This window comes from Streptomyces sp. NBC_00057 (genome assembly GCF_045041165.1).
Taxonomy (GTDB): Bacteria; Actinomycetota; Actinomycetes; order Streptomycetales; family Streptomycetaceae; genus Streptomyces.
This window is the reverse complement of record NZ_CP108256.1, coordinates 7,354,706-7,379,260: the sequence shown is the minus strand read 5'-3', so window position 1 is coordinate 7,379,260 and position 24,555 is coordinate 7,354,706. Positions and strand designations below refer to the sequence as shown.

Here is a 24,555-nt window from a genome sequence, read left to right as displayed (position 1 = left end):
GAGCCGTGGGCCCCCTCTGCGAAACGGTTGAGCGCGAAGGGCCGCCCCTTGCCCGCGGCCCGCCCCCTGCGCCCCTCATTCGCCGGTGCACGCCTCCTCGAAATAGTCGACGTTCTCCTGGAGCGACTTCATCAGCCGGTCCCGTTCCGCCTCGTCCACCTGCACGGGCACAACCTGTGAGGTCCGGGTCAGCCGCCGGAAGCCGCCGCGGCTCTCCAGCCTGCCCTCCACCCGGATCGGCAGCCCCACCAGGTGGGCGTGGCCGGCGATCCGGTACGCCTCCTCGTCCAGCTCCAGCCGTACGTGCGGCACATCGGCGCCGGCCAGCACCCGCAGCCGTACGATCCCGGCGCCGCACGGTCCCGAGCGGCGCAGCCGGACGACGGCGCCGGTGATCCGTACCGTCACGACGGGTTCGTCCTGGAGGTAGCGGGCGCCCGCCCGGCGCAGGGAGGGCAGGTCGCCCGGGGAGAATTCAACCGGCTCGGGGCGGACCGGGCAGCCCTCGGGGATCCCGGCGGCGGGCGCCCATTCCAGGGCGATCCCGGCCCCTTCCGAGCCCCGGACCAGTGCGATGACGGCTTCGGTGAGTTCCCGGCTGACACCTGCCTCGACAGCGGTGTCGAAGGCTTCGAAGCCACCGGTGGCCCGCTGGTAGTCCACTGCCTCGCGAGTGGCGTGCAGGGCGTGGTAGAGCCGTACGGCGACGGCACGGCCCGGTTCGACGGGGACGAAGGCGGTGAGATCGCGGCCTCCGGGCGCGGGCCCGACGAGGATGCTCTCGAGGGCTGCCAGGGCCCTGCGGCGGTGGCGTGCGCCGTGGTAGCCGGTGCGCCCCCGTACGGCGAGCGCCCCGGCGAGCAGGATCTGCCGGGCGGCGGTGTGCAGCTGCTCCGCCCCCGTCCAGCTGGCGGCCCCGGCCACTCCCGCGACCGGTTCGGGGACCTCGCGCCACCAGCGGATCTCGTCGCTGGGTACAGCGAGGGAGACCAGGACTTCGCGGGCGGAGGGGGCGGCGCTGCGGGCGAGCGCGGTCAGCGCCTCGCCGAGGAGGTCCTCGCTGTCGGGGAAAGCGGTGGTGTCGGGGACGAGGAGACTCGTACCGCCGCCGGGCGGGGCCGGTGGTCCCGGCGGGGTCCAACGGCTGTAGCGTCCCGCCGCCCCGCCGCGGCGGTGCCAGCCGTGCCGGTCGAGCAGGGCGCCGAGGACCGCGGGGTCGACACGGGCGGGGTCGGGGATGTTCCCGACGAGCGGCTCGGGAGCGACGGGCCACGGCACCGCGGATTCACTGGGGTGCGGGCGTGTCGCTGACGGGATCGCTTCGTTGACGGACTCGTCCATCGGCCGGTGCATCAGGGTCTCCCTCCCGCCCCTACGCGGGTCATGATCTCGCAGAGCGCCCGGTCGTCGAATATGCGCGAGGTCGGGATCCGCACAGTGGTCCTGTGCCGGCCTGTCACCGCGTGGCCGGCCAGGTTGATCCAGTAGCAGCAGTGCCGCAGGTCGAGCCGGTCGTGTCCGGCGCGCAGCCAGTCGTCCTGGCTGCGCGGCACGATCATCACGACCAGGATCTTGTGCACAGACACGGGGGTCCGGGCGAGCTTCACGAGGTGTGCGTTGTCGAGCGTGAAGGAGAACGTCGGTCCGGGCGGGTGCGGCGGGATCTGGTAGGTGCATTTGAGCTGCACCTTTATGGTCACTTCGTCGTCCACGGTGTGACCGGGGGCGCCGTGGCTGACGTGCCAGTCGATGCCGTTGTCGGGAAAGGGCTGTGACAGGGAGCACCCCGCCGCGGCCGCGACGGCGTGCAAGTAGCCCACCTGGAGGGTCTCCATGCAGGCGGTGGTGGCGAGTGTGCCGCGCAGCGGTGCGATCCGCTGGGGCAGCAGCCCGCTCGGTTCGGGCTGCGCGAGCGCCATGGCTGCGTGTGCCTTCCGGGCTGTGCCGATCGGTTCTTCGTTGCAGGGGTGACGGACAACTTCCGTTCCCGTCACCTGTGTTGTCACCGCACAGGGCGGCCCGCAAACGGCGTATCAGGCAAAGGGTGCGGGTATCACCGAACCGGGCAGGGGAATCACGCCATCTGCCGTTCGGGCACGAGGAGTTCGGGGATGACTCACTGGTACGAGGGGCCGCTGGCCGCTTTTGACACCGAGACAACGGGAGTGGACGTCGAGGAGGACCGGATTGTTTCGGCCGCCCTGGTCGTCCAGGACACGACAGGCGGGCGGGTGCGTGTCACTCGCTGGCTGGTGAATCCAGGGGTGCCGGTGCCCGCCGGGGCGACCGAGATCCATGGTCTGACCGACGATCATCTTCAGCGCAACGGCCGCTGGCCGGCGCCCGTGGTGGAGGAGATGGCCCGGGCGCTGGCCGATCAGTGTGCGGCCGGCCGTCCGCTCGTCGTGATGAACGCGCCGTTCGATCTGACGCTGCTGGACCGGGAGCTGAAGCGTCATCGCGCGTCGTCGCTCGCCGGTTACCTGCAGAACGCACCGCTGTGTGTGCTGGATCCGCGCGTACTCGACAAGCATCTGGACCGTTACCGCAAGGGCCGGCGGACCCTCACCGATCTCTGCGAGCTGTACGGGGTGGTGCTGGACGGTGCACATGACGCGGCGGCCGATGCGACCGCCTCGCTGGAGCTGGTACGGGCGGTGGGGCGGCGGTTCTCGTCCCGTCTGGAGCGACTGACGCCGGCGGAGCTGCACACCTTGCAAGCCGTGTGGCATGCGGCACAGGCGCGCGGCCTGCAGGCGTGGTTCGCGAAGAACGGCACGGCGGAGGCGGTGGATCCTGCGTGGCCGCTGCGCCCGGACCTTCCTGCTGCGGCGTGATCGGTCACGGCCCGGAGCCTCTTCCCGGACATGCAGAAGCCGGTCCGTCGATTCTGCTGACGGACCGGCCTCTTCCGGGTGGGCGATACTGGGTTCGAACCAGTGACCCCTTCGGTGTGAACGAAGTGCTCTCCCACTGAGCTAATCGCCCGGGAACGGGTTGAACCATACAGGGCTCGGAGGGTCTGGTTCAAACTCCTTCCAGCCGGGCCGTGAGGCCCCGCCGTCCGGCACGCATCATCAGGGCGTGGTTGGCCCGGAACACGGCGCGTCCGGGCACCGCGAGGAGCCGCATCAGCCGTCTGTGCACCTCGACCTCCTGCTCGTAGGTGGCACGGCTCCCGGTGCCATGTGCGGTGACCGTCCACCGGGCCCAGCCGTCGAGGTCGCCGCTGAGGGTCGCTTCGAGGACCCTGGCCCGGGGGTCGCGGCGGCGTTCGCGGACGGTCATGACGAGGTCGTACGGGAGGAGGGAGCGGATGCGGGTGGTTCCGGCGGTGCCGTCGACCGAGGTGACCTCACGGATCTGCGGCCACCATCGCGGGTAGTCATCGGCGCGTCCGAGGATCTCGTACACGGCATCGGGTGGGCCGGGAAGATCCCAGATACTCACAAATCGGTAGTGACTCCAGTCCATGGACCCAGTCTGCGCGTACTCGGCCGGAGAACTGAGTATCCGAGCGCATGTCCGAAACCGTGGCTCGCGCCACACTCCCGTTCATGGAACATGTGCCGCCGCCCGCCGAGGAATTGGCGCTCCTCGATCGCGAGCTGGCCCGGCTGGATGCCCGCCGGTCCCAGTTGCTGGTTCGTCGTGCCTGGCTGCTGAGTGTGCTGACGCCGCCCGTCGCGCGCCCTGCCGCCCCGCCCACACCGTCGTTCGCCGCTCCGTTCGGGCCGCCGTCGCCGGTCCGGCCGTCGGCGCCGTTCGCGGCTCCGTTCGGGCCTCCTGCCGCGCCTGTCGGACCGCGCGGTGCGCAGAATGTGCTGCTCACCCTGGGCGGTCTGCTGCTGACGATCGCGGCGATCGCGTTCACTCTGGTCAGCTGGGGCCACATGGGCATCGGTGGCCGCTCGGCCGTGCTCGGGGTGGTGACGGTCGCGGCGCTTTCCGCTCCTGCCGTGCTGCTGCGTCGTGGGCTGCCCGCGACAGCCGAGTCGCTCGCCGCCCTGGCTTCGGCGCTGATGGTGCTGGACACGTATGCGCTGCACCGGGTGGTGGTGCCGGAGGCCGACGGACGAGGTTTCGCCGCGGTCGCCGCGGCGGTGCTGGCCGTGCTCTGGGGCGCGTACGGGCTGCTGCTCGACCGGCTGCGGCTGCCGCTGCCCCTGGCGGTGGTGAGTGCGCAGCTGCCGCTGCTGCTGTGGGCGTGGGCGGCGGGTGCGGGAGCCACGGTGTTCGGTTGGGCGTTGCTGGTGACGGCGGCGTTGGACTGCGCGATCGCGGCGTGGGGCAAGGGTGTTGCCGTACGGGTGACGGCCTGCGTCTGCTGCTGGGCGACGGGTCTGCTGGGGCTGCTGGTGGCCCTGGCGCAGTCCGTGTCCGCCGATGCGGCGTCGGCCGCGCTGGCGCCGGGTGTGCTGTTGCTCGTGGGTGCGCTGATCGCGGTGTCCGGGGCGTGGCGTGCACCGGCGGGGCTTGCGGTGGCCGGTGGTGTGGTGGCCGGGTTGTGCGGGGTGGCCGCCGTGGGTGGTGTGCTGCGTGCCGGGGTGGCCTGGGGCTGGTCGGTGCCCGTGTATCTGCTGTGCGGTGTGGTGCTGTTGGTGGCGGTGCGCGCTCCGCTGCCGCGCCCGGTCGGGCAGGGGCTGGTGTGGGCTTCGTCGACGGTGACCGTCGGAGCGGTACTGACCGCGGCGCCGCCGGTCGGCCTGTCGCTGATGGGTGCGGTGTCGCAGGTGACCCGGGTCTGGTCGGGGACGCCGGACGGTGGCGTCCGGGGCGCGCTGGGCGTGGAGAGTCCGGCGTGGTCCCAGATGGCTGCGGCACCGGTGGTGCTGCTGGTGGTGGCCGGTCTGCTGGGGGCGGTGTACCGGTCGCGGGAGTGGCTGGTGCGGGTGGCCGGGCCGGTGCTGTCGCCGGGTGCGGCGGGGCGGGGTGCGGTGGGGGCGGGTGCGGTGGCGCTCGGCTGGGCTGGGATCACCGTGCTGCCCGCAATGCTGGGGATGTCGTACGCGGCCGCCGTGTCGGTGCAATTGGCTCTGGTCGCCGGGGTGTTCGCGGTGGCGGTACGAGGTCTGCGCCGCATGGATGGTGTGGGGCTGACTGCGCTGGCGTGCGGTCTGGCCGGCGCGGTGAGTGCGGGAATGCTGTCGCTCGCGGCGGAGGCCGCCACGTACGCGGTGTTCGCGGTGCTGCTGGTGGTGTTCGGCGGGGCCGCGGTGATGCTCGGCGGCGCTGCGGCGTCGGCGGCGCGGACATTGCCGCCGACGCCGTCCGTTCAAGCGGCGCGGTCCGTAAGGGCGTTGCAGATCGTGCAGGCGGTACCGGCGTGCGGTGCAGTGGTGTGCGGGATGGTGCTCGCCCGTGCGGTCGGGGCGTCGCTGGGGCTTGCCGCGCATCAGGCGGCGCCGGTCATGCTGGCCGTCCCTGCGGTGACGGTGTTGCTCGGAGCTCGGCTGCGGGGTCTCCCGTCGGCTCTGCCCGTCGAGCTGACCGGGGCCGTGGCGGGCGTGGTGGCGGTGGGCATGGCAGTGACGGACCGGCCGTTCCTGGCGTTGGTGCTGGCGCTGTGCGGGGTACTGGCGGCGGGTACGGCCGTACGGGCCGAACGGCGGCCGGTGGCCGGGTATCTGGCGATGTCGCTGTTCGTCCTGGCAGCCTGGCTGCGGCTGTCGGCGTCGGGGGTGTCGGCCCCGGAGGCGTACACCTTGCCGGTGACGATGCCCGCTCTGGCAGTCGGTGCGCTGCGCCGGCGCCGTGATCCGGAGGCGTCGTCGTGGACGGCGTACGGTGCGGGCCTCGCGGCGACGCTGGTGCCGAGCCTCTTCACGGCATGGGCCGATCCGCACTGGGTGCGGCCGCTGCTGCTCGGTGTGGCGGCACTGGTGATCACCCTGTCGGGCGCGCGGCTGCGGCTGCAGGCGCTGCTGCTGCTCGGTGGTGCGGTGCTGGCTCTGGACGCCCTGCACGAACTCGCGCCGTACGTGGTCCAGGTCGTCGGCGCCCTGCCGCGCTGGCTGCCGCCCGCACTGGCCGGGGTGCTGCTGCTGGTGGTCGGGGCGACGTACGAGCAGCGGCTGCGCGACGCCCGGCGGCTGAAGGACGCTCTGGGCCGGATGCGCTGACCGGTGTGGCCACATGGCCGGCCCGGGTCGCCCTCATGGGCCTCGGGCCGGCCTGTGGTCATCACGTCGCCGTCAAAGGCGTACCGGACAAGGAAGTTGTCGCAGCCGAACTGCCCCTCGGAGTCGCGCAGTACGCGTTTCCCGCCGTACCTGCGCAGAAATTCGACGGACTTCCGGAAGGCATCGGAAGATGCATTTGCCCACGGGGGCTCGGGTGTTGAACTCTTTCCAGAAATTCTCGTAGTCCTGGATGGCGGCCCTGGCAGCCCGCCCCGACCCCGATATCCGGATGCCTCTTCCCGAAGAGCGAATCACGGCGTCACCCGCTGCCACGATCGATTGAATCGTTCACGGAGACGTCGCAACGAGTGAACGCGGAAATACAGAGGGCCCGTGAGACTCTGCGGTCTCACGGGCCCTCTGTCCGGGGTGGGCGATACTGGGTTCGAACCAGTGACCCCTTCGGTGTGAACGAAGTGCTCTCCCACTGAGCTAATCGCCCGGGCGCAGGCCAAACATTACCCCATGTCAGCGGCACCCCATGACCATCCCCGGGTCACTCGTGGATCTTCCACGGCATGGTGACGCCGAACTTCCAGACGTAGATCCCCACCAGCACCGCGATGATCACCAGACCGATCACGGTGAGGATGATGTTGCGACGCCGGACCTTGGGGTCGAGCGCCCGCTGAGCGGCCTCAGTGACCTTCCGCCGAGTCCAGCGCAGCACCAGCTGCGCCCAGACGAACTCGGTCGCCCAGATCGCCATGCCGCCGAAGATCACCACCCAGCCGGGGCCGGGCAGCGGCAGCATGATGATGCCCGCCACGACCACCGCGAGGCCGACCATGAAGACGCCGACCTGCCAGCTCAGATGCAGCGCCCTGGACGCTTTGATGAACCCGGGCGCCCTGGAGCCGAGCTCCCGGCCCTCCTTCGTCACATCCTCCGTGACATCTCCTGCCACACCTTCTGTCACATCCCCCGTGGCGGACACCGGATTCGCCGGTACGGCGCCCCCGCCCCGCTCGTCACTCTCCGCATTCATGGGACCCAACCTACCGGAAAGGTCTTCATCACCGGAATGGCCGCTTAACCCAAAGTTACACACCGCCGTACGAGCTACCTGAAGGAACACAAAAAGGCCAGAGGGGTTTACAACGCCACCGTAGGTGGCATGTCGATTTCGCCGACGTGCGAATCCCCGAGCGCACACTGAGCGAAAGGCCCTGGCGCTTATGAACACCACGGTCAGCTGCGAGCTGCACCTGCGCCTCGTTGTGTCGAGCGAGTCCTCACTGCCTGTACCTGCGGGCCTGCGGTATGACACGGCCGATCCTTATGCCGTGCACGCCACCTTCCACACCGGAGCGGAGGAAACGGTCGAGTGGGTTTTCGCCCGCGACCTCCTTGCCGAGGGGCTTCATCGGCCCACCGGCACCGGAGACGTCCGCGTCTGGCCATCCCGTAGTCACGGCCAGGGCGTCGTCTGCATCGCGCTGAGCTCCCCAGAGGGCGAAGCCCTGCTCGAGGCCCCGGCGAGGGCCCTGGAGTCGTTCCTGAAAAGGACCGACGCCGCGGTTCCGCCGGGCACCGAGCATCGTCACTTCGACCTCGATACGGAGCTCTCCCACATCCTGGCCGAGAGCTGAGCCAGGCCGAGAGCTGCACGGCGCCGTCCGACTCGGGGAGGCGGCGCCGCGCGGAAAACCTCATAGGGCTGACACCGACGCCGTCGCCACGGAATCCACCGTGGTGACGGCGTCGGCGCGTTCCCCGCAGCCGCGCCCGCCCCGCACACCGGCGGGCGGCCCGGGGCCCCGGGCCGCCCGCCCGCGGCCCGGACAGGCGGCCTCCGGCCACGGATACCCACAGGTGGCCGGTAAGCGCTCCCCACGCCCCTCATGGACCCTCTCGGGCCTCTGTGCGCCGACGCCGAGCCAGTAGAGTCAGCCGGCATCGGCGAGCACCCGCCCGCCGGAGGCCAGGGAGCGAAAGCGTGCTGATCCCCCACGACACCCGGATCGCCCTCGACACGGTGGTCGATCTGCTGAACACCGCACCGGAGAGCGAACCCCCGGGAAGCGGACAGCCGGAAGGCGAGCCGATCGACGGTCTCGCCGACATCACAGCGCTGTACGACTTCGCGCAGCGCCATCGCATCAGCGGCGTGGGTGAGCTCCACGAGAAGGACCTGCGCGCCGTACAGGACGTACGGACGCGCTTCGCCGCGATCTTCGCGACGGACGACGCCCAGATCGCCGCCCGGCTCGTCAACGCCCTCATCGCCGCCGCCGGCACCACACCGCAGCTCAGCAATCACGACGGCTACGACTGGCATGTCCATTACTTCGCACCGGACGCCTCGATCGCCGACCACCTCGCGGCCGACTGCGGCATGGCGCTGGCCTTCATCGTGGTGGCGGGCGAGCAGGAGCGGCTGCGGCGCTGCGAGGCGCCGGACTGCCGGCACGCCTTCGTCGATCTCTCCCGCAACCGCTCCCGCCGCTACTGCTCCAGCCGGACCTGCGGTAACCGTCTGCATGTGGCCGCGTACCGGGCACGCCGCAAGGAAGCGGCCGGCTGACCGCTCACAGCATGAAGAGATCATGCAGCGCTGCCATCAGCAGCAGACTGCCGATCACCGCGAGGAAGATCATCAAAGGGGGCTGGGAAAGCGCGAAGAGGCAGCCGCGCGGCTCTTCGGCAGGGCTTGCGGGGGCATCGCCCCGGGAGGTGTCCACCATCTCGGGACGATCATGACTCAGTCCGGGCCCCGTTGGCGATCAACACGCCTTCTTCGTGCGGGGAGTTCACCCACCTCGGGGGCCGGGCACGATTCGCTCCGGCGTCCGATCGGCCGTCACATTTTCGGTACAACAGCCGACGCGCACTTCCATCGCAGGCAACACATCGCGGACGTCGACGTTGCTCAACACCGCGCTGCGCACGCTGAATTCGAGGCCCGGCAAGTAAGCGGCCGGCTGGTCGCTGATGCGCCGCCAGAAGACATCGAAGTCCTCCAGCTCACCGGACTCCGTTCGACAGTGGCCGAGTTGGGCCAGGAACGGCGCGAAAGAGGCCGGGGGGATGGGGCCGCGGCCTCAGCGCGGCGTCGCGCTGGAGGCGCGCACCACGAGTTCCGGCTGGAGCACCACGCTGCGGTGCTCATGCGTGCCGCCCTCGTCGTCCGCCTCCTCCAGCAGGAGCTCCGCGGCCATCCTGCCCATGACGACCGCGGGTTGGCGGACCGAGGTGAGCGGTACGGCAGCGGCGGCGGCGAATTCGATGTCGTCGTAGCCGACGATGGCGATGTCGTGCGGCACCCGCACGCCCGCCGCGTACAGCGCCTGAAGCACACCGAGGGCAAGCAGGTCGTTGGCGCAGAACACCGAGGTCGGCCGCGGCACAAGACCGAGCAGCCGGGCCCCGGCGTCGCGGCCCGCCGCCACGTCCAGGCGGTCGGAGGGGATCTCGACGAGTGCCTCGGGCGGCAGGCCGGCCTCGGCGAGGGCCGACAGGGCGCCTTCGCGCCGGTCCCTGATCTGATGCAGGTCGCCGGGGCCGCTGACGTACGCCACCGAGCGGTGCCCGGCCGAGACCAGATGACCGACGGCGAGAGCGCCGCCGCGGACGTCGTCGACGGAGACCGCGCAGGTCCCCGTGCCGGACGCCACCCGGTCCACCAGCACGAAGGGAATCCGGTGACGGCTGAACGCCTCCAGGTTGCGGCCGGTCGCATCGGCAGGGGTGACCAGGACGCCGCACACCCGCTGCTCGGCGAAGAGCCCGAGGTACTCGGCCTCCTCCGTCGGGCTCTGGCCGCTGTTGCAGACCATGACCCCGAGGCCGGCCGCTCGGGCGGCGCGCTCGGCGCCACGGGCCACGTCGACGAAGAACGGGTTGCCCATGTCGAGGACGAGCAGTGCCATGATCCGGCTGCGGCCCGCCCTGAGCTGGCGGGCCGATTCGCTGCGCACGTACCCGAGCTCCTCGATGGCGGCCAGCACCCTGGCACGGGTCTCCGGCAGCACCGCCTCGGGCCGGTTGATCACGTTGGACACGGTGCCCACGGAGACTCCGGCCTGCCGGGCCACATCCTTGATCCCTGCCACACGCGCCACTCGCCCTGCCCCACTGATGCCCTCGGCCGCACCGGCCCCCGGCGTCACCCCATCGTACGGACGCCGTTACGAGGCACTCCGTCGCCGCGGGCCGGTTTCCCGGGGATCACCCGCAGCGGAATGAATTGTTTCAATCCGATCGGGACGCTAGCTCCATCCCCGTACACCGTCAAGGTGAGTCATGAATCGGTTCACTCGCCGAGGATGCAACACCCCGGAAGAGGGCGGGGTGCGGGTCAGATTCCGTGTTTCTTCAGGATGGCCTCGATGTCGCTGAAGTCCTCACCCGCCGAGGCGGACTGCTGATTCGGCTTCGCCTTCGGACGCGCCCGCGTCTGCGTCGCCGGGAGCCCGGACCCCAGGGAGGGCGCCGAAGCCGCGGGAGCGATGGCCTCGCTCCGCGCCGCCCGGGCGGCGGCCTTGCGTTCCTTACGGGTACCGACGCCGCGGCGCTCGATCGCACGAGTGGTCATGAACAGCAGCCAGGCCACAGCGAGCAACCCGAAGCCGATCCAGACGCTCGGCTTGAAGGCGATTCCGGCGACCCAGTCCACGACTCCGGTCAGCACCAGGCCGATCGGCACCAGGGAGTAGGCGGCGATCCGGGCCGCGGTGAGGAAGCGCTTCCGGTACGCGGTGACGGCGGCGATGCCCAGGCCCGCCGCGGACGCCGCGGAACAGATGGTCTCGGCAAGCATCGGAGCCTCCAGGCGCAAGGGGAAACGTCCCTTCCATCCTGCACCGGCCACCGCCCGGGCGGCCACGATCCGGGACCGCATCAGGGACATTTCAGGGCCGGGATCCTCCCCAGGTGCCGATCGGAAGCGATCCGGTCGTACGGAGCCGGAGCTGATCGGCTGCCGATTGGGACGCTCGCGCGGGCCCTGGGAGACTGGCCGCATGAGCGATTCCACCCCCGCAGCGCCCGTCGCCCTCGACGTCTGGTGCGAGCTCCAGTGCCCCGACTGTCACCAGGCCCTCACCGATGTGCACGCCCTGCGGGCCAAGTACGGAGACCGCCTCGAGGTGCGGCTGCGGCACTTCCCGCTGGAGAAGCACAAGCACGCCTACGCCGCCGCGCAGGCCGCCGAGGAGGCGGCGGCCCAGGGCAAGGACTGGCCGTACATCGAGGCGGTTCTCGCCCGTACCGACGACCTCGGCCACACCGGCGAGCCGCTGCTGATCGAGGTGGCGCGGGAACTCGGCCTGGACGCCGAGGAGATGGACACCGCCCTGATCGACGGACGCCACATGCTGATCGTCGACGCCGACCAGGCCGAGGGCAAGGCAATCGGGATCACCGGCACGCCGACGTATGTGATCGGCGACGAGCGGCTGGACGGCGGCAAGAGCCAGGACGGGCTGCGCGAACGGATCGAGAAGATCGCCGACCGGCTGCTCGCCGAGCAGGGCTGAGCCGAGGCGGCCGCTAGAGCGTCTTGGCCAGGTTGTACTGAGTCGTTCGGTAACCGAGCGACTCGTACAGCCGCAGGGCCGGTGTGTTGGAGGCGAAGACGTGCAGCCCGAGGTGGTGGGCGCCCGCGTCCAGGGTGATGCGCTCGGCCTGCCGCATAAGGGCACGTCCGTACCCACGGCCCCGGCTCTCCTCGCTCACCTCGACATCGAAGACGAATCCGGTTATTTCACCCGGGCGGTCTTCGCGCACCGACACCCATACATGGCCGACGACCGCGCTCTCGTGAACGAGGACGTGGAAATGCATGCCCGCGGTGTCCATGCCGTTCGGCAGGTTCCGGGCATGGTCGGACCGCGACTTCTGCATGGCCTGCTCGACCGGGACGCCCTGGTCGATCCAGGACTGCGCATACGTGTCGACGCTGGTGCGCTGCCAGTGCGCGAACTCCTCGGCGCTCATCGGCCGGGCGACGACACCGTCCGGGGGCGCCGGAGCCGTCCGGTCGAGGTCCTTGAGCATGTTCCGGCTGCGTTCGGTGTAGCCGAGTGCGGCTGCCAGCCGCTGGGCCCCCTCGTTGCCCGCAGGTGCTGTGAGGAACACCTGGTTGCATCCCCATCCGCGCAGCACCTCTTCGGCGGCGAGCGCGGCAATGGTGCCACGGCCCCGCCGCCGGCTCGGCTCGTCGACGCTCAGGGAACGCAGCACACCGGCCGACGCACCGAACCCCGGATCCGTGCCGATCTCGACGGCGCCGACGGGCCGCCCGTTGTCGCACACGTCGTACGCACGGCTCTTCGCGCCGTCGGCGCCTTGCTGGATCGGCCCGGTCGGCCGGAGGGTCGTGGTCATCGGAGATGTTTTATCCGCTGAGCCCCGGCCCGTCACCCTGTTTTACGGGTTCGAGGTACGGGTTCTACGGGTCGAGGTCGTTCCCGGCCCGCTCGTCGAAGATCCGCATGGCCTTGGCGGTCACCGGTCCGGGCCCGCCGGGCAGCTCCCGGCCGTCCACCCGGTGGACGGCCTGCACATCACGCAGCGTGGAGGTCAGGAAGATCTCCTCGGCCCGTTCCAGGACATCGAACGGAAGGTCGGTCTCCTCGGCCCCAGTCCACTCCACGGCCAGTGCGCGGGTGATCCCGGCGAGGCAGCCGGAGGCGACCGGCGGGGTGTGCGCCTGCCCGTCGAGGACGACGAAGACATTGGACCCGGTGCCCTCGCAGAGCTGTCCGACCGTGTTGGCGAAGAGCGCCTCCGACGCACCGTGCTCATGGGCGCGGGCGAGCGCGACGACGTTCTCGGCGTACGAGGTGGTCTTGAGCCCGGCGAGCGCACTGCGTTCGTTGCGCGTCCAGGGAACGGTGATCACGGCGGTGGTGTCGGGGCGGCGCCCCGCCTCCCCCAGGGCGACCACGAGGCCGGGGCCGACGTTGCCGCGGTCGGAGCCGAGCGGGGAGAGTCCTCCGGTGTAAGTGATGCGCAGTCGGCCGAGCGCCATCGGGTTGGCGTCGATGACGGCGGTGCAGGCGCGGCGCACCTCGTCGAGGTCGGGGTCGGGGAGGCCGAGGCCGCGGGCGGAGCGGGTCAGCCGGTCGAGGTGGCGGGTGAGGGCGAAGGGCCTGCCGTCGACGGTCTTGACCGTCTCGAAGATGCCGTCCCCCACGGTGAGTCCGTGGTCGAGCACGGACACCCGGGCGTCGTCGGCGTCCCGTAGTTCGCCGTTGACCCAAATCCTCATTACGCGGTCCTTCCAGTCGCTTCGTAAGCGCCCGACGCTACAGCGAGCAGCCGGGAGGCCTTGAGTTCGGTCTCGTCCCATTCCCGCTCCGGGTCGGAGCCCCAGGTGATGCCGGCCCCGGTGCCGAAGCGGAGTACCGGTGCGGTCCGGGTCCGGTCGATCCAGAAGGTCCGTATGCCGACGGCCAGGGAGGCGGTGCGGCGGTCGGCATCGACCCAGCCGATGCCGCCGCAGTAAGGCCCGCGCGGTGCGGTCTCCAGTTCCTCGATGATCCTGAGGGCGCTGGACTTGGGTGCCCCGGTGACGGAGCCGGGCGGAAACGCCGCGTTGAGGAGTTCGGGCCAGCCGGCGCCCTCGGCGAGCTCTCCGCGCACGGTGGAGACGAGGTGGACGAGGCCCGGGTGCTTCTCCACCACGCAGAGGTCGGGGACCGTGACCGATCCGGTGGCGCAGACCCGGCCGAGGTCGTTGCGGACCAGGTCGACGATCATCACGTTCTCGGCGTGGTCCTTCTCCAACAGATCGTCCTCGGTCCGTCCGGTGCCCTTGATCGGTCCCGACTCGACGATCCGACCGTCACGCCGCAGAAAGAGTTCGGGGGAGGCTGTGGCGATCTCCACGCCGTGCGCGGGCAGCCGAATCGTTCCTGCGTACGGGGCGGGGTTGCCGCGTGCCAGCAGCGCGGTCAGCGCGTCCACGTCCGCGGCGGCCCGGTCGGGCAGTGGCGCGGTCATCACCCGGCAGAGATTGGCCTGGTAGACCTCGCCCGCCGCGATGTACTCGCGGATCCGCCGTACACCCGCGGTGTACGCGGCACGGTCCAGGGACGAGTTCCAGTCACCGGCCGCGGGGCCACGCCAGGCGCCACGTACCGGGGCGGGCACCGCCTCGGTACGTACGGCGGCGAAGCGCGCGCAGACGAGGCGTCCCTCGAAATCGGCGGATACGGCCCAGAAGCCGGACGAGTCGAGGGCTGCGGGATCACTGGTCACGTCCTGCAGATCGGACGCGACGAGGCCGCCGAAGCGGGCCATTGGAACGAGGTCGTGCACGCCGTTGAGTCTAGGACGGCGTGCGATGACCTGCGCCGTGGCGAACGCACCTCAGCACGCTGCACAAACGCGTTTTTGTACTGGCCCGGGAATCCGCTAGAGTTCAACACGTCGCCGGGACGCGCAAGCAGACCGGGAAAGACAAGCGGACGTAGCTCAGTTGGTAGAGCGCAACCTTGCCAAGGTTGAGGTCGCCAGTTCGAACCTGGTCGTCCGCTCGCAGAAAGTGGGGGATCTTCCCGAACCCTCACTCCTGGTGGAGTGGCCGAGAGGCGAGGCAACGGCCTGCAAAGCCGTCTACACGGGTTCAAATCCCGTCTCCACCTCCAAGGACGATTAGCTCAGCGGGAGAGCACTTCCCTGACACGGAAGGGGTCACTGGTTCAATCCCAGTATCGTCCACTGATCCGCAAGGATCCCCGCGCGATTAGCTCAGCGGGAGAGCGCTTCCCTGACACGGAAGAGGTCACTGGTTCAATCCCAGTATCGCGCACGCAGTACACGCAGGTTCACCCTGCGCGATTAGCTCAGCGGGAGAGCGCTTCCCTGACACGGAAGAGGTCACTGGTTCAATCCCAGTATCGCGCACCAGCAAAAGCCCCGGTCGTCTCGGCGACCGGGGCTTTGTCGTTTCCGCGATCAGCAGCGGTGGGTATCGGTGAGCGGCCGGACGGCGGAACGCACCGCGGGCCCGGACGGAAGTCGTCCGGGCCCGCGGTCAGACGCTCATCGGTGTCGGCCCGCTCAGGACGAGAAGAGCATGCGGCCGAAGCTCTTGTGCCGGTAGTGACCGCCGTGGTGCTGCGGGGCGCCCCAGGCGGGCGCCGGGGCCGCCGGGTAGGCCTGCGGGGCGGGCGGCGCGGGCGGGGCCTGCTGCGTCCACTGCGCCTCGATGCGGGTCAGGGACTCCAGCTCGCCGTAGTCGAGGAAGATCCCCCGGCAGCCGCTGCACTGCTCGATCTGTATTCCATTGCGGTTGTACGTCTGCATCTGTGCGTGGCACTTGGGACACTGCATGGTTCGGCTCACTCCTCGCCGTCGGGTCGCCGTCGCCGGAATACATGCCCGCCGACGGTCGGTCCAGCCTACGACGAGGGCTCGGCGGCCAACTCGGGCGGGAGGGAGGCAATTCGGACACAGGCGTCGATCATCGTCTGTTCCACCTCATCCGGAGCTCGGCCCTCCGCCGCGGACTTGGCGAATGCCAGCGCCGCGGTCTGAACGGTCAGGGCCCGGGCCGGGACGTCCAGTTCGGGCCAGGGGTCGCCCTCGGCTCGCACGGCAGGTCCGCCGGCTGCCCGGTAGGCGTCCAGGAAACGGAGCCAGACCTCGGGCGGCAGCAGCCCGGCCGCGTACCAGGCTGCGGGGCGGGCGAGGTCCCATGCGGGGTCGCCGAGGCCGGCGTCGTCGACATCGATGAGCAGCCAAGGGCCGTGCGGGGCGGGGTGGCGGACGAGTTGCCCGAGGTGCAGATCGCCGTGGCACAGGAACCGGGAGCGGTGCGGGGGCGCGGCGGCTTCGTCGCGGGCCCAGGCGGGCAGGCGGTGCCACGCTTCGCGTACGGGGGCGGTGGCCGGGTCGCCGGGCCGGGCGGCGCGCATCCGGGCAACCGCGAGCGAGGCCTTGGCGGGGCCCCGCATGGGCGGGAGCGCGAGGGAGAGCGGGGTCGGGGTCAGGTGCAGCCCGGCCAGCAGGACGGCGGCCTCTTCCCAGGGGGCGGCGTCGGGGTCGCCGGGGTCGACGGGCTCGCCGTGGGGCCACAGGGTGACCGGGCGGCCCTGGATGGTGGTGGAGGGGACGGGGGGCCGGGGCTGCAGGGGTGCGAGGAGGATGCCGGCCAGGCGGGGGTCGCTCGCGAGGGTCAGCCGGGTCAGCAGGTCGGGGGTGTCCGTGCCGGGGGCGTGTGCCTTGGCGACGACGGGCCCGCTGCGGACCACCGTGCCATCCGCACGGTCGGCAAGCACTGCTGGTGGCGGGCAGGCACAGATGTCCTCGGGATGGGCGTGGGCGGCCCGGTGGGCGAGGGCGCCCAGCGCGCGTACGACTGCGGTGGTCACGGTCTCCCCCGGTGGCGGACAGGTGCGGGCGGCCCGATACGCGCCGGGCCCGCCGATGAGCGTACGCGCGTCACGATAAGACCCCGGACAGCGCGATGTCCGGTCAGCTCCCCAGCTGACCGGACAAACGCTGCCGTCCGCCGCACCCCCGTCCCCACGGGGTTGTTGGCCGGATGTCCCGGTCCGGACCGCTCTTCCGGACCCGGGGCGCCGCTCAGCGCCCCAGCATCACGCCCACGGACGACGCCTGCGTGACCACTGCGTCCCAGCCGCCGAAGACGACTACGAGCAGGGCCGCCAGAGGAAGAACCATCGCCGTCGCCACCAGCGGGTGGCGCGTACCGGACGACGGGCGGCTGCCGAACGAGGCATGCACCCTGCGTCCCCGCGTGCGGATCATGGTCCGCGCTGCCGTGTCCGCCATGGTTCCTCTCCTGACTGGATCTGGAGCGGCGGGCGTGTGACCTCGGGGGACGAGTGCTGCGCCCGCCGCTTGACTTCAACATTAAGGACGCGCAAGGCGTACGACGTCATGCCCGCGTACCGAATTCCGGGCCTCCCGGAGGATGAGCCCCGGGTAGTCGATGTACTCCCCTGGGTGGAGATCGGGCGCCTGATCCCGGGGTCATCCCGGAGGGGTGCCCGGAATGTTGTGGATCAGGTGGGCGGAGGGATGCGGCAGCAGGTGGGACGGCGACCGTGACTTCACTCACTCGCCCGCGCCGCCGCTCCCGGCCGCGGGTCGTGGGTACGTCGCCCCAGTCGCCGCGGCCCCCTCCCCACGGGGTCCGTGTCGCGCCCCCACTCGTCGGGTCCGCAGTCCTCACAGCTCCAACCCCTCGTCAGCACAGCCACTTTGATGACCCGACACCGCTCGGTGCGAGACCGGCTGTGGCCCCACTCGCCGTCATGGACCGTGCCGCGCACTGACAATCGATCGGTGGGCGAGGGCGCGGCCTCTGAGCGCCCCGGGCGCCGGGTACGTAAGCTGTGCCTCGTCAGGCGTACCAGGCAGCGGGGATGGGCAGACATGGCGATGATGCGGCTCCGGCGCGAGGACCCGCGTGTCGTCGGCTCGTTCAGGCTGCACCGGCGGCTCGGAGCGGGCGGCATGGGTGTCGTCTATCTCGGTTCGGACCGGCGGGGCCAGCGGGTGGCGTTGAAGGTGATCCGGCCGGATCTGGCGGAGGACCAGGAGTTCCGCTCGCGCTTCGCGCGCGAGGTGTCCGCCGCGCGGCGGATCCGCGGTGGCTGTACGGCGCGTCTGGTGGCCGCCGATCTGGAGGCGGACCGCCCGTGGTTCGCCACTCAGTACGTCCCGGGGCCCTCGCTGCACGACAAGGTGGCCGAGGAGGGTCCGCTGTCGGCGGCCGAGGTGGCCTCGATCGGGGCGGCGCTCTCCGAGGGCCTGGTGGCGGTGCACGAGGCCGGTGTCGTCCACCGTGACCTGAAGCCGTCGAACATCCTTCTCTCCCCCAAGGGCCCCCGGATCATCGACTTCGGGATCGCCTGGGCGACCGGGGCGAGCACGCTCACCCATGTCGGTACGGCGGTGGGCTCGCCAGGATTCCTGGCGCCCGAGCAGGTGCGCGGCGCGACCGTTACGCCCGCGACGGACGTGTTCTCGCTCGGTGCCACGCTGGCGTATGCGGCGACGGCCGACTCGCCTTTCGGGCACGGCAGTTCCGAGGTGATGCTGTACCGAGTGGTGCACGAGGAACCGCAGTTGTACGACGTGCACGATGCGCTCGCGCCGCTGGTGAGCGCCTGCCTGGCGAAGGACCCCGAGGAGCGGCCGACCACGCTTCAACTCTCCATGCGGCTCAAGGAGATCGCGGCGCGGGAGGCGCAGGGTCTGCACGAGAGCCGTCCACCCGTTCAGCGTTCGGCACAGGAACTGGACCGGCCGACCGGACGTCTCGACGGCCCGTACACCGAGCAGCAGACCCGGCGTACGGCTCCTCCGGCACCCCGTCAGCAGAAGCAACCTCGGAGCAGCCGGCAGGCCACGTCATCGAGGGCCGGGTCGCCCCGCACCGGTGGTTCGCGCCGTCAGCAGCATCAGCCTCCGCGCAACACAACACGGTCCGGCAAGCGCCCGCAGGGCACGAACGGGACGAACGGCCGGCCGGGAACGCGGCCCGGGGCCCGTAAGACTTCGACGGGGCGGCGTCCCGCCAACCCGCGGCTGCTGCGGCAGCGGCTCGTCGTCTTCGTCGTGGTCACGCTGCTGGTCGCGCTGGGCATCGCTGCGGCACAGGGCTGCGAGGGTCCGGCCCGCGGGCTGGGCACGAGCGAGAGCCGGACGCAGCCCCAGAACCAGGGCGAGGGCCAGGGCCTGCAGCCTCAGTAGGCGGTCAGTTCCGCGGGCGGCCTGATGCCACCGCGTAGAACGCGACCGCGGCGGCCGCTCCCACGTTCAGCGAGTCGACGCCGTGCGCCATCGGGATGCGCACCCATTCGTCGGCGGCCACCAGAGCCTGGGTGGACAGTCCGTCCCCCTCGGCGCCGAGCATCAGCGCCACCTTGTCCATCCGGTGCGGTGCCGCCTCGTCGATGCTGCTGGCCTTTTCGTCCGGGGTCAGTGCGAGAAGTTTGAAGCCCGCTTCCCGTACGGTCTCCAGGGCCTTGGGCCAGGTGTCGAGACGGGCGTAGGGGACGGAGAATACCGCGCCCATCGAGACCTTGACGGAGCGCCGGTAGAGCGGGTCGGCGCAGTCCGGGGAGAGCAGTACGGCGTCCATGCCGAGGGCGGCGGCGCTGCGGAAGATCGCCCCGATGTTGGTGTGGTCGTTGACGGCCTCCATGACGACCACCCGGCGGGTCGTCGCCAGCAGTTCGTCGGCCGTCGGCAGCGGTTTGCGCTGCATCGAGGCGAGGGCGCCGCGGTGGACGTGGTATCCGGTGACGCGCTCGGCGAGCTCGGGAGTGACCGCGTACACCGGGGCCGGTACCTCGTCGATGACGTCGCGCATCAGATCGATCCACTTCGCCGAGAGCAGCATCGACCGCATCTCGTACCCGGCGTGCCTGGCGCGTCTGATCACCTTCTCGCCCTCGGCGATGAAGAGGCCCTCGGCGGGCTCTCGCCTGCGCCGGAGTTCGACATCGGTCAGTCCGGTGTAGTCGTGCAGGCGGGGGTCGTCGGGGTCGTCGACGGTGATGAGATCAGCCACGGGTTTGATACTGCCTTGTCCGGTGTGTGGTGCCAACGGCTTGGGAGAAGATCCGTTACTGCTGGTTACTCGGCGGGGTGCGGGCGGCGCTCGCGCCGGCTATCCGGCGGGGAGCGATACGGAGCTCGCGCCGACCGCGACGACATCGCCGATGACGATGACGGCCGGGGAACGCACGTCTTCGGCGACAGCCCGTTCGGCGACGGTCGCGAGCGTTGCGTCGACCCGGCGCTGGGCTGCCATGGTGCCCTCCTGGACCAGGGCGACCGGGGTCTCGGGTGCCTTGCCGTGGGCGATGAGGGTACGGGCGATCGCGCCGATCTTGTCGACCGCCATCAGGAGCACGAGCGTGCCGCGCAACTGGGCGAGGGCCGGCCAGTCGACCAGTGAGCGCTCGTCGTCCGGGGCGACATGGCCGCTCACGACGGTGAACTCATGGGCCACACCGCGGTGGGTGACGGGGATTCCGGCCGCGCCGGGCACGGAGATCGAGCTGGAGATGCCGGGGACGACGGTGCAGGCGATGCCTTCGGCGGCGAGCGCCTTGGCCTCCTCCATGCCGCGGCCGAAGACGAACGGGTCGCCGCCCTTGAGCCGCACGACGGCCTTGCCCGCCTTGGCGTGCTCGATGAGCGCCTGGTTGATCGCCTCCTGGGCCATGTAGCGGCCGTACGGGATCTTCGCGGCGTCGATCACCTCGACGTGCGGCGGGAGTTCGTCGAGCAGGTCGCGCGGGCCGAGGCGGTCTGCGATGACGACGTCGGCCTCTGCGAGGAGGCGGCGGCCGCGCACCGTGATCAGGTCCGGGTCGCCGGGGCCGCCGCCGACCAGGGCGACGCCGGGGGTCCGGGTGCGGTGGTGGGGTGCGGCGAGGGTGCCGTCGCGCAGGCCCTCGACGATGGCGTCGCGGACGGCGGCACAGTGGCGCGGGTCGCGGCCGTGGGTGTCGGTGGTGAGGACGGCGACGGTCACGCCCTCGCTGCGGCCGGTGGCCGGGGTCCAGGCGGTGGCGGCGTCGGCGTTGTCGCTGCGGACGCACCAGGTGCGGGTGCGCTCGGCCTCGGCGGAGGCGGCGTCGTTCGCCGTGGTGTCGTCGGACGCGATGAGTGTGTACCAGGTGTCGGCCAGGTCCCCTTCGGCGTACGGGCGGCGCTCCCAGCGGATCTCGCCGGCGTCGGCCATCGCCTCGACGGACGGGGTCGCGGCCGGCGATACGAGGACGATGTCGGCGCCTGCCGCGATGAGCGCGGGGAGGCGACGCTGGGCGACCTGGCCGCCGCCGACCACGACGACTCGGCGGCCGCTGAGACGCAGTCCGACGGGGTACGCAGGGTGATCGGCGTGATCTGCGTGCTCGGCCATGGCGGTGCGGGCTCCTCGTACGGTGCGGGGTGCGGGCCGCTGCGGCGGTGGAGCGGCGGTGACGTGCGGGTTTGTGGGGCGGGGTCCACGATACGGGGTGGGGTGCGGGGGTGCGTGGGGCGCCTGCGGCAGGCCTGTTCCCCTGCCCGCCCTTTCCCGTGACCGGGGCTCCGCCCCGGACCCCGCGCCTCGAACGCCGACGAGGCTGGAAAACAAGCCCTTCGGTGATTGAGGAGCGGGGGTCCGGTGGAGGAGCTACTTCTCCGTGACGCCTGCCGAGTCGAACGTCGCCACCTCATGCATCGCCCGCGCCGCACTCTGCACGATCGGCAGCGCCAGCAGCGCACCCGTGCCTTCGCCGAGGCGGAGGTCGAGGTCGACCAGCGGGCGCAGCCCCAGCTTGTTGAGCGCGGCGACATGGCCGGGCTCGGCGCTGCGGTGGCCGGCGATGCAGGCGGCGAGGGACTCGGGGGCGATCGCCCGGGCGACCAGGGCCGCGGCGCCCGCGCTCACGCCGTCGAGGATGACGGGCGTACGGAGCGAGGCACCACCCAGCAGGAAGCCGGCCATCGCCGCGTGTTCGAGGCCGCCGACCGATGCCAGGACACCGATCGGGTCTGCCGGATCGGGCTGGTGGAGTTCGAGGGCCCGGCGGACCACGTCGACCTTGCGGGCGTGCATCTCGTCGTTGATGCCGGTACCGCGACCGGTCACCTCGGCCGGGTCCATGCCCGTGTACACACAGATCAGTGCAGCCGACGCGGTGGTGTTGGCGATGCCCATCTCACCCGTGAGCAGGCCCTTGTTGCCCGCCGCAACAAGATCACGGGCGGTTTCGATGCCGACCTCGATGGCCGCGAGGACCTCTTCGCGGGTGAGGGCCGGGCCGGTCGTGAAGTCGGCCGTTCCGGCACGCACCTTGCGGGGAAGGAGGCCGGGGGTCGCGGGCAGCTCCATGGCCACGCCGACGTCGACCACGCACACCTCGGCGCCGACCTGGGCCGCGAACGCGTTGCAGACCGCGCCGCCGCCGAGGAAGTTGGCGACCATCTGGCCGGTGACCTCCTGCGGCCAGGCCGTGACGCCCTGGGCGTGCACCCCGTGGTCACCCGCGAAGATCGCGACGGCCGCGGGCTCAGGGATCGGCGGCGGGCACATCCGGGAGAGTCCCGACAGCTGCGCGGAGATGATCTCCAGCATGCCGAGCGCACCAGCGGGCTTGGTCATCCGCTTCTGGCGTTCCCAGGCCTCGCCGAGCGCCTTGGCGTCCAGCGGACGGATATTGGAGATGGTCTCCTGCAGCAGGTCGTGCGGCTCCTCGCCGGGCAGCGCGCGGCGGCCGTACGTCTCCTCGTGGACGACCCAGGACAGCGGGCGGCGCTTGGACCAGCCCGCCTGCATCAGCTCGGGCTCCTCGGGGAACTCGTCGACGTAACCGACACAGAGGTACGCGACGACTTCGAGGTGCTCGGGCAGGCCCAGGGCACGGACCATCTCGCGCTCGTCGAAGAAGCTGACCCAGCCGACGCCGAGGCCTTCGGCGCGGGCGGCGAGCCAGAGGTTCTCGACGGCGAGCGCCGAGGAGTACGGGGCCATCTGCGGCTGGGTGTGCCGACCGAGGGTGTGGCGGCCGCCGCGGGTGGGGTCGGCGGTGACGACGATGTTGACCGGCGTGTCGAGGATGGCCTCGATCTTCAGTTCCTTGAACTGCTTGGCCCGGCCCTTGGGAAGCGACTTGGCGTAGGCGTCGCGTTGACGCTGTGCCAGTTCGTGCATGGAACGACGGGTCTCCGCCGAGCGGATGACGACGAAGTCCCAGGGCTGCGAGTGGCCGACGCTGGGCGCCGTGTGCGCGGCTTCGAGGACGCGGAGCAGGACCTCGTGCGGAATCGGGTCGCTGCGGAAGCCGTTGCGGATGTCGCGGCGCTCGCGCATGACCCGCAGGACGGCCTCGCGCCCGGCATCGTCGTAGCCGGGGGCGGGTGCGGAGGCGGGGGCCCCGGTCTCGTCGGAGTCGGACGCCTCGGGAACTTCCGCTTCCTCGGCCTGGAGCTCGGGCTCGGGCTGGGCCTCGGGCTGTACGGACTCCACGGGCGCGGTCTCCGTGGCCTCTGCGCTGTCCGTGGGGGCCGTGATGTCCGGTGTCTCGATGACCTCCGGGCCCGGCTCGGGCTCGGGGTCGGCCACCGTCGGAGCCTCCGCCTCGGGGACGGGCGCGGGGATCGGCTCAGAAGTTTCGGCGGGCGCGACGTTCTCGACAGTCTCGACCACGTCTGCGGCCTCGGCGGCCTCGGGCTGAGCCGGCTCCATCGCGAACACCACGCGCTCAGGCTCGGGCTCGGTATCCACGGCCTGCTCCACCACGGGGGTCGGGGCCAGGTGCGGGGTCGTCGGCACCGAACCCTCCACGGGCACGAACTGGCCCATGGGAGCGGCTTCCGCGACGTCCTCCGATGCGACGACAGCGACTTCGGCAGGCACCTCGGACACAGCCTCTGCCTGTGCACTGGCAGAAACCTCCGCCGGAACCTCGACGGGCGTCTCGACAGTGGTCGTCACCGCATCGGCCTCGGAAGCACTCACGGCCTCTGGCACCACTACCGGAGCGACCTGCACCGGCTGCACCGGCTGTGCCTGCTGTGCCGCCGGTACCGGCTCGGCGACCGGCTCCGGCACGACCGTTTCTGCCGCCACCGGGGGAACGACCGGCTGCGGCGCCTCGGCCGACCAGGGGCTTCCGCCCTGCGGCAGGATCTCACCGAGCTGCGGGCCCGGCAGTGCGGCCGCCTCGTCAACCGGCATCTCGAAGTACTCGGGCCCGGTGGTCGGCGGTCCGGCGTGCCGTGCGGGGGCCTGGGTCTGGGCCTGCGCCTGGGGCGCGCCCGCCGGTCCGCGGTCGGCGAGCGAGCGGACCACACCGCCGCTCGGCGTTCCGCCGTAGGACGGCCCGCCGTCTGCCGCGACCGGGCCGCGATGCAGCGGTCGGCGCACTGGGGCCTGGGCCTGGGTCTGCGCTGCCGTGGCCGGGGTGGGCGACGGGATACGTACGCCCCCCAGGTCGACCGAACCGGAGTCGCGGCCACCGGTCTCGTGCGTCCCCTGGCCGGTCTCGGGCAGGGTTTCGGCCACCGGCTGCTGGGCGGCGTATGCGTCCGCGACCTGCACCTGGACGGGTTCCTGCACCTGCACGGGCCCCTGGGGCTGAGCGGGAGCCTCACCGACCGGCTGGGAGTGGGCCGCGTGTGCCGAGGGCTGGGCCTGGTAGGCGCCCTGTTCGGGCAGCAGCGCCTGCGCGGCGACGCCCTCGGGGTACTGACCGGGGGCCGGTACCGCCTGCGGGTCGCCCCAGGCGCCCTGGGGGCTCGGCATCAGCAGGAGATCCTCGTCCTCGGACACATGCTCGGAGGGAGCGAGGTAGGTGTAGGCATCCGGGGCGGCGATGCCCGGCTGCTCCACCATGCCTGCGTTCTCCGGCAGTCCCTCACCCGGGATCTGGCCGGTGTCACTCAT

The 24,555-nt window shown here is 71.3% G+C and carries 22 protein-coding genes and 7 tRNA genes; 11 read left to right on the top strand and 18 right to left on the bottom strand.

Features of this window, described 5'->3' with window-relative positions:
* Positions 1 to 75 precede the first annotated feature (75 nt).
* Together OG953_RS34820 and OG953_RS34815 are read right to left on the bottom strand one after the other, a co-directional pair.
* On the bottom strand, positions 76 to 1,353 hold the full coding sequence (locus tag OG953_RS34820; RefSeq protein ID WP_405689205.1) for a hypothetical protein: 1,278 nt from the start codon (positions 1,351 to 1,353) through the stop codon (positions 76 to 78).
* Positions 1,353 to 1,919, bottom strand: a complete 567-nt coding sequence (locus tag OG953_RS34815; protein WP_393695446.1) for a DUF4365 domain-containing protein — start codon at positions 1,917 to 1,919, stop codon at positions 1,353 to 1,355. Before OG953_RS34815 ends, OG953_RS34820 begins: the two co-directional genes overlap by 1 nt.
* A gap of 192 nt (positions 1,920 to 2,111) precedes the next feature.
* Between OG953_RS34815 and OG953_RS34810 the strand changes: the two genes are divergently transcribed.
* Positions 2,112 to 2,837, top strand: coding sequence for a 3'-5' exonuclease (locus OG953_RS34810; protein WP_405689204.1), 726 nt, complete (start codon positions 2,112 to 2,114; stop codon positions 2,835 to 2,837).
* Between the two features lie 79 nt (positions 2,838 to 2,916).
* Here the strand turns inward: OG953_RS34810 and OG953_RS34805 are convergent.
* Positions 2,917 to 2,988: transfer RNA gene (locus OG953_RS34805), tRNA-Val, on the bottom strand.
* 39 nt (positions 2,989 to 3,027) lie between these two features.
* A complete protein-coding gene (locus OG953_RS34800) occupies positions 3,028 to 3,474 on the bottom strand; it encodes an SRPBCC family protein (protein WP_405689203.1) in 447 nt (148 codons plus the stop codon).
* An 83-nt stretch (positions 3,475 to 3,557) separates the two neighbouring features.
* Between OG953_RS34800 and OG953_RS34795 the strand changes: the two genes are divergently transcribed.
* Positions 3,558 to 6,122, top strand: coding sequence for an SCO7613 C-terminal domain-containing membrane protein (locus OG953_RS34795; protein ID WP_405689202.1), 2,565 nt, complete (start codon positions 3,558 to 3,560; stop codon positions 6,120 to 6,122).
* Between the two features lie 430 nt (positions 6,123 to 6,552).
* On the opposite strand, the gene OG953_RS34790 is transcribed toward OG953_RS34795, so the two are convergent.
* Together OG953_RS34790 and OG953_RS34785 are read right to left on the bottom strand one after the other, a co-directional pair.
* Positions 6,553 to 6,624, bottom strand: a tRNA-Val gene (locus OG953_RS34790).
* 54 nt (positions 6,625 to 6,678) lie between these two features.
* The gene (locus OG953_RS34785; protein ID WP_405689201.1) at positions 6,679 to 7,170 is read right to left on the bottom strand and encodes a TIGR02611 family protein; all 492 of its coding nucleotides are present in this window, start codon (positions 7,168 to 7,170) and stop codon (positions 6,679 to 6,681) included.
* Positions 7,171 to 7,360: 190 nt separating this feature from the next.
* Between OG953_RS34785 and OG953_RS34780 the strand changes: the two genes are divergently transcribed.
* Together OG953_RS34780 and OG953_RS34775 are read left to right on the top strand one after the other, a co-directional pair.
* Positions 7,361 to 7,774, top strand: a complete 414-nt coding sequence (locus OG953_RS34780) for an SsgA family sporulation/cell division regulator (RefSeq protein ID WP_003959770.1) — start codon at positions 7,361 to 7,363, stop codon at positions 7,772 to 7,774.
* A gap of 347 nt (positions 7,775 to 8,121) precedes the next feature.
* Positions 8,122 to 8,709, top strand: a complete 588-nt coding sequence (locus OG953_RS34775; protein ID WP_405689200.1) for a CGNR zinc finger domain-containing protein — start codon at positions 8,122 to 8,124, stop codon at positions 8,707 to 8,709.
* Positions 8,710 to 8,713: 4 nt separating this feature from the next.
* On the opposite strand, the gene OG953_RS34770 is transcribed toward OG953_RS34775, so the two are convergent.
* The 3 genes from OG953_RS34770 to OG953_RS34760 all read right to left on the bottom strand — a co-directional run bounded on the left by OG953_RS34770 (position 8,714) and on the right by OG953_RS34760 (position 10,944).
* Positions 8,714 to 8,869, bottom strand: coding sequence for a hypothetical protein (locus OG953_RS34770; RefSeq protein ID WP_327366311.1), 156 nt, complete (start codon positions 8,867 to 8,869; stop codon positions 8,714 to 8,716).
* 357 nt (positions 8,870 to 9,226) lie between these two features.
* Positions 9,227 to 10,246 (bottom strand): LacI family DNA-binding transcriptional regulator, encoded by a 1,020-nt coding sequence (locus tag OG953_RS34765; protein WP_405689199.1) that lies wholly within the window; start codon positions 10,244 to 10,246, stop codon positions 9,227 to 9,229.
* A gap of 236 nt (positions 10,247 to 10,482) precedes the next feature.
* The gene (locus tag OG953_RS34760) at positions 10,483 to 10,944 is read right to left on the bottom strand and encodes a hypothetical protein (RefSeq protein WP_405689198.1); all 462 of its coding nucleotides are present in this window, start codon (positions 10,942 to 10,944) and stop codon (positions 10,483 to 10,485) included.
* 202 nt (positions 10,945 to 11,146) lie between these two features.
* Between OG953_RS34760 and OG953_RS34755 the strand changes: the two genes are divergently transcribed.
* Positions 11,147 to 11,662 carry a DsbA family protein gene (locus OG953_RS34755; RefSeq protein WP_405689197.1) on the top strand — a complete coding sequence of 172 codons (516 nt, stop codon included), beginning with the start codon at positions 11,147 to 11,149 and terminating at the stop codon, positions 11,660 to 11,662.
* A gap of 13 nt (positions 11,663 to 11,675) precedes the next feature.
* On the opposite strand, the gene OG953_RS34750 is transcribed toward OG953_RS34755, so the two are convergent.
* The 3 genes from OG953_RS34750 to OG953_RS34740 all read right to left on the bottom strand — a co-directional run bounded on the left by OG953_RS34750 (position 11,676) and on the right by OG953_RS34740 (position 14,432).
* A complete protein-coding gene (locus tag OG953_RS34750; RefSeq protein ID WP_405689196.1) occupies positions 11,676 to 12,512 on the bottom strand; it encodes a GNAT family N-acetyltransferase in 837 nt (278 codons plus the stop codon).
* A gap of 64 nt (positions 12,513 to 12,576) precedes the next feature.
* Positions 12,577 to 13,398 (bottom strand): aminotransferase class IV, encoded by an 822-nt coding sequence (locus OG953_RS34745; RefSeq protein ID WP_405689195.1) that lies wholly within the window; start codon positions 13,396 to 13,398, stop codon positions 12,577 to 12,579.
* Entirely contained in the window at positions 13,398 to 14,432 is a 1,035-nt protein-coding gene (locus OG953_RS34740; protein WP_405692235.1) for a chorismate-binding protein, read from the bottom strand. Before OG953_RS34740 ends, OG953_RS34745 begins: the two co-directional genes overlap by 1 nt.
* Positions 14,433 to 14,595: 163 nt before the next feature.
* On the opposite strand from OG953_RS34740, the gene OG953_RS34735 reads away from it, so the two are divergent.
* The 5 genes from OG953_RS34735 (at position 14,596) to OG953_RS34715 (ending at position 15,041) form a co-directional block, all read left to right on the top strand.
* Positions 14,596 to 14,668 (top strand) — tRNA-Gly (locus OG953_RS34735).
* Between the two features lie 37 nt (positions 14,669 to 14,705).
* Positions 14,706 to 14,779: transfer RNA gene (locus OG953_RS34730), tRNA-Cys, on the top strand.
* Between the two features lies 1 nt (position 14,780).
* Positions 14,781 to 14,852 (top strand) — tRNA-Val (locus tag OG953_RS34725).
* A gap of 19 nt (positions 14,853 to 14,871) precedes the next feature.
* Positions 14,872 to 14,943: transfer RNA gene (locus OG953_RS34720), tRNA-Val, on the top strand.
* 23 nt (positions 14,944 to 14,966) lie between these two features.
* Positions 14,967 to 15,041: transfer RNA gene (locus OG953_RS34715), tRNA-Val, on the top strand.
* 153 nt (positions 15,042 to 15,194) lie between these two features.
* On the opposite strand, the gene OG953_RS34710 is transcribed toward OG953_RS34715, so the two are convergent.
* From OG953_RS34710 to OG953_RS34700, 3 genes are all read right to left on the bottom strand, one after another.
* Positions 15,195 to 15,467, bottom strand: coding sequence for a zf-TFIIB domain-containing protein (locus OG953_RS34710; protein ID WP_114243545.1), 273 nt, complete (start codon positions 15,465 to 15,467; stop codon positions 15,195 to 15,197).
* Between the two features lie 68 nt (positions 15,468 to 15,535).
* Positions 15,536 to 16,507 (bottom strand): aminoglycoside phosphotransferase family protein, encoded by a 972-nt coding sequence (locus OG953_RS34705; protein ID WP_405689194.1) that lies wholly within the window; start codon positions 16,505 to 16,507, stop codon positions 15,536 to 15,538.
* 214 nt (positions 16,508 to 16,721) lie between these two features.
* On the bottom strand, positions 16,722 to 16,931 hold the full coding sequence (locus OG953_RS34700; protein ID WP_327276234.1) for a hypothetical protein: 210 nt from the start codon (positions 16,929 to 16,931) through the stop codon (positions 16,722 to 16,724).
* Between the two features lie 606 nt (positions 16,932 to 17,537).
* On the opposite strand from OG953_RS34700, the gene OG953_RS34695 reads away from it, so the two are divergent.
* Entirely contained in the window at positions 17,538 to 18,860 is a 1,323-nt protein-coding gene (locus OG953_RS34695) for a serine/threonine-protein kinase (protein ID WP_405689193.1), read from the top strand.
* Between the two features lie 4 nt (positions 18,861 to 18,864).
* On the opposite strand, the gene OG953_RS34690 is transcribed toward OG953_RS34695, so the two are convergent.
* The 3 genes from OG953_RS34690 to cobT form a co-directional block, all read right to left on the bottom strand.
* Positions 18,865 to 19,683: a TrmH family RNA methyltransferase gene (locus tag OG953_RS34690; RefSeq protein WP_405689192.1), complete on the bottom strand. Its 819-nt coding sequence runs from the start codon at positions 19,681 to 19,683 to the stop codon at positions 18,865 to 18,867.
* 99 nt (positions 19,684 to 19,782) lie between these two features.
* Positions 19,783 to 21,045: a uroporphyrinogen-III C-methyltransferase gene (gene cobA / locus OG953_RS34685; protein ID WP_405689191.1), complete on the bottom strand. Its 1,263-nt coding sequence runs from the start codon at positions 21,043 to 21,045 to the stop codon at positions 19,783 to 19,785.
* Positions 21,046 to 21,300: 255 nt separating this feature from the next.
* Positions 21,301 to 24,555 carry a nicotinate-nucleotide--dimethylbenzimidazole phosphoribosyltransferase gene (cobT, locus tag OG953_RS34680; protein ID WP_405689190.1) on the bottom strand — a complete coding sequence of 1,085 codons (3,255 nt, stop codon included), beginning with the start codon at positions 24,553 to 24,555 and terminating at the stop codon, positions 21,301 to 21,303.

What these genes read in the sequence shown, in the direction of transcription:
- OG953_RS34820 (WP_405689205.1), bottom strand. Translation starts at nt 1,353, where the DNA reads ATGCACCGGCCGATGGACGAGTCCGTCAACGAAGCGATCCCGTCAGCG.
- OG953_RS34815 (WP_393695446.1), bottom strand. Translation starts at nt 1,919, where the DNA reads ATGGCGCTCGCGCAGCCCGAACCGAGCGGGCTGCTGCCCCAGCGGATC.
- OG953_RS34810 (WP_405689204.1), top strand. Translation starts at nt 2,112, where the DNA reads ATGACTCACTGGTACGAGGGGCCGCTGGCCGCTTTTGACACCGAGACA.
- OG953_RS34800 (WP_405689203.1), bottom strand. Translation starts at nt 3,474, where the DNA reads ATGGACTGGAGTCACTACCGATTTGTGAGTATCTGGGATCTTCCCGGC.
- OG953_RS34795 (WP_405689202.1), top strand. Translation starts at nt 3,558, where the DNA reads ATGGAACATGTGCCGCCGCCCGCCGAGGAATTGGCGCTCCTCGATCGC.
- OG953_RS34785 (WP_405689201.1), bottom strand. Translation starts at nt 7,170, where the DNA reads ATGAATGCGGAGAGTGACGAGCGGGGCGGGGGCGCCGTACCGGCGAAT.
- OG953_RS34780 (WP_003959770.1), top strand. Translation starts at nt 7,361, where the DNA reads ATGAACACCACGGTCAGCTGCGAGCTGCACCTGCGCCTCGTTGTGTCG.
- OG953_RS34770 (WP_327366311.1), bottom strand. Translation starts at nt 8,869, where the DNA reads ATGGTGGACACCTCCCGGGGCGATGCCCCCGCAAGCCCTGCCGAAGAG.
- OG953_RS34760 (WP_405689198.1), bottom strand. Translation starts at nt 10,944, where the DNA reads ATGCTTGCCGAGACCATCTGTTCCGCGGCGTCCGCGGCGGGCCTGGGC.
- OG953_RS34755 (WP_405689197.1), top strand. Translation starts at nt 11,147, where the DNA reads ATGAGCGATTCCACCCCCGCAGCGCCCGTCGCCCTCGACGTCTGGTGC.
- OG953_RS34750 (WP_405689196.1), bottom strand. Translation starts at nt 12,512, where the DNA reads ATGACCACGACCCTCCGGCCGACCGGGCCGATCCAGCAAGGCGCCGAC.
- OG953_RS34745 (WP_405689195.1), bottom strand. Translation starts at nt 13,398, where the DNA reads ATGAGGATTTGGGTCAACGGCGAACTACGGGACGCCGACGACGCCCGG.
- OG953_RS34740 (WP_405692235.1), bottom strand. Translation starts at nt 14,432, where the DNA reads ATGGCCCGCTTCGGCGGCCTCGTCGCGTCCGATCTGCAGGACGTGACC.
- OG953_RS34710 (WP_114243545.1), bottom strand. Translation starts at nt 15,467, where the DNA reads ATGCAGTGTCCCAAGTGCCACGCACAGATGCAGACGTACAACCGCAAT.
- OG953_RS34700 (WP_327276234.1), bottom strand. Translation starts at nt 16,931, where the DNA reads ATGGCGGACACGGCAGCGCGGACCATGATCCGCACGCGGGGACGCAGG.
- OG953_RS34695 (WP_405689193.1), top strand. Translation starts at nt 17,538, where the DNA reads ATGGCGATGATGCGGCTCCGGCGCGAGGACCCGCGTGTCGTCGGCTCG.
- cobA (WP_405689191.1), bottom strand. Translation starts at nt 21,045, where the DNA reads ATGGCCGAGCACGCAGATCACGCCGATCACCCTGCGTACCCCGTCGGA.
- cobT (WP_405689190.1), bottom strand. Translation starts at nt 24,555, where the DNA reads ATGAGTGACACCGGCCAGATCCCGGGTGAGGGACTGCCGGAGAACGCA.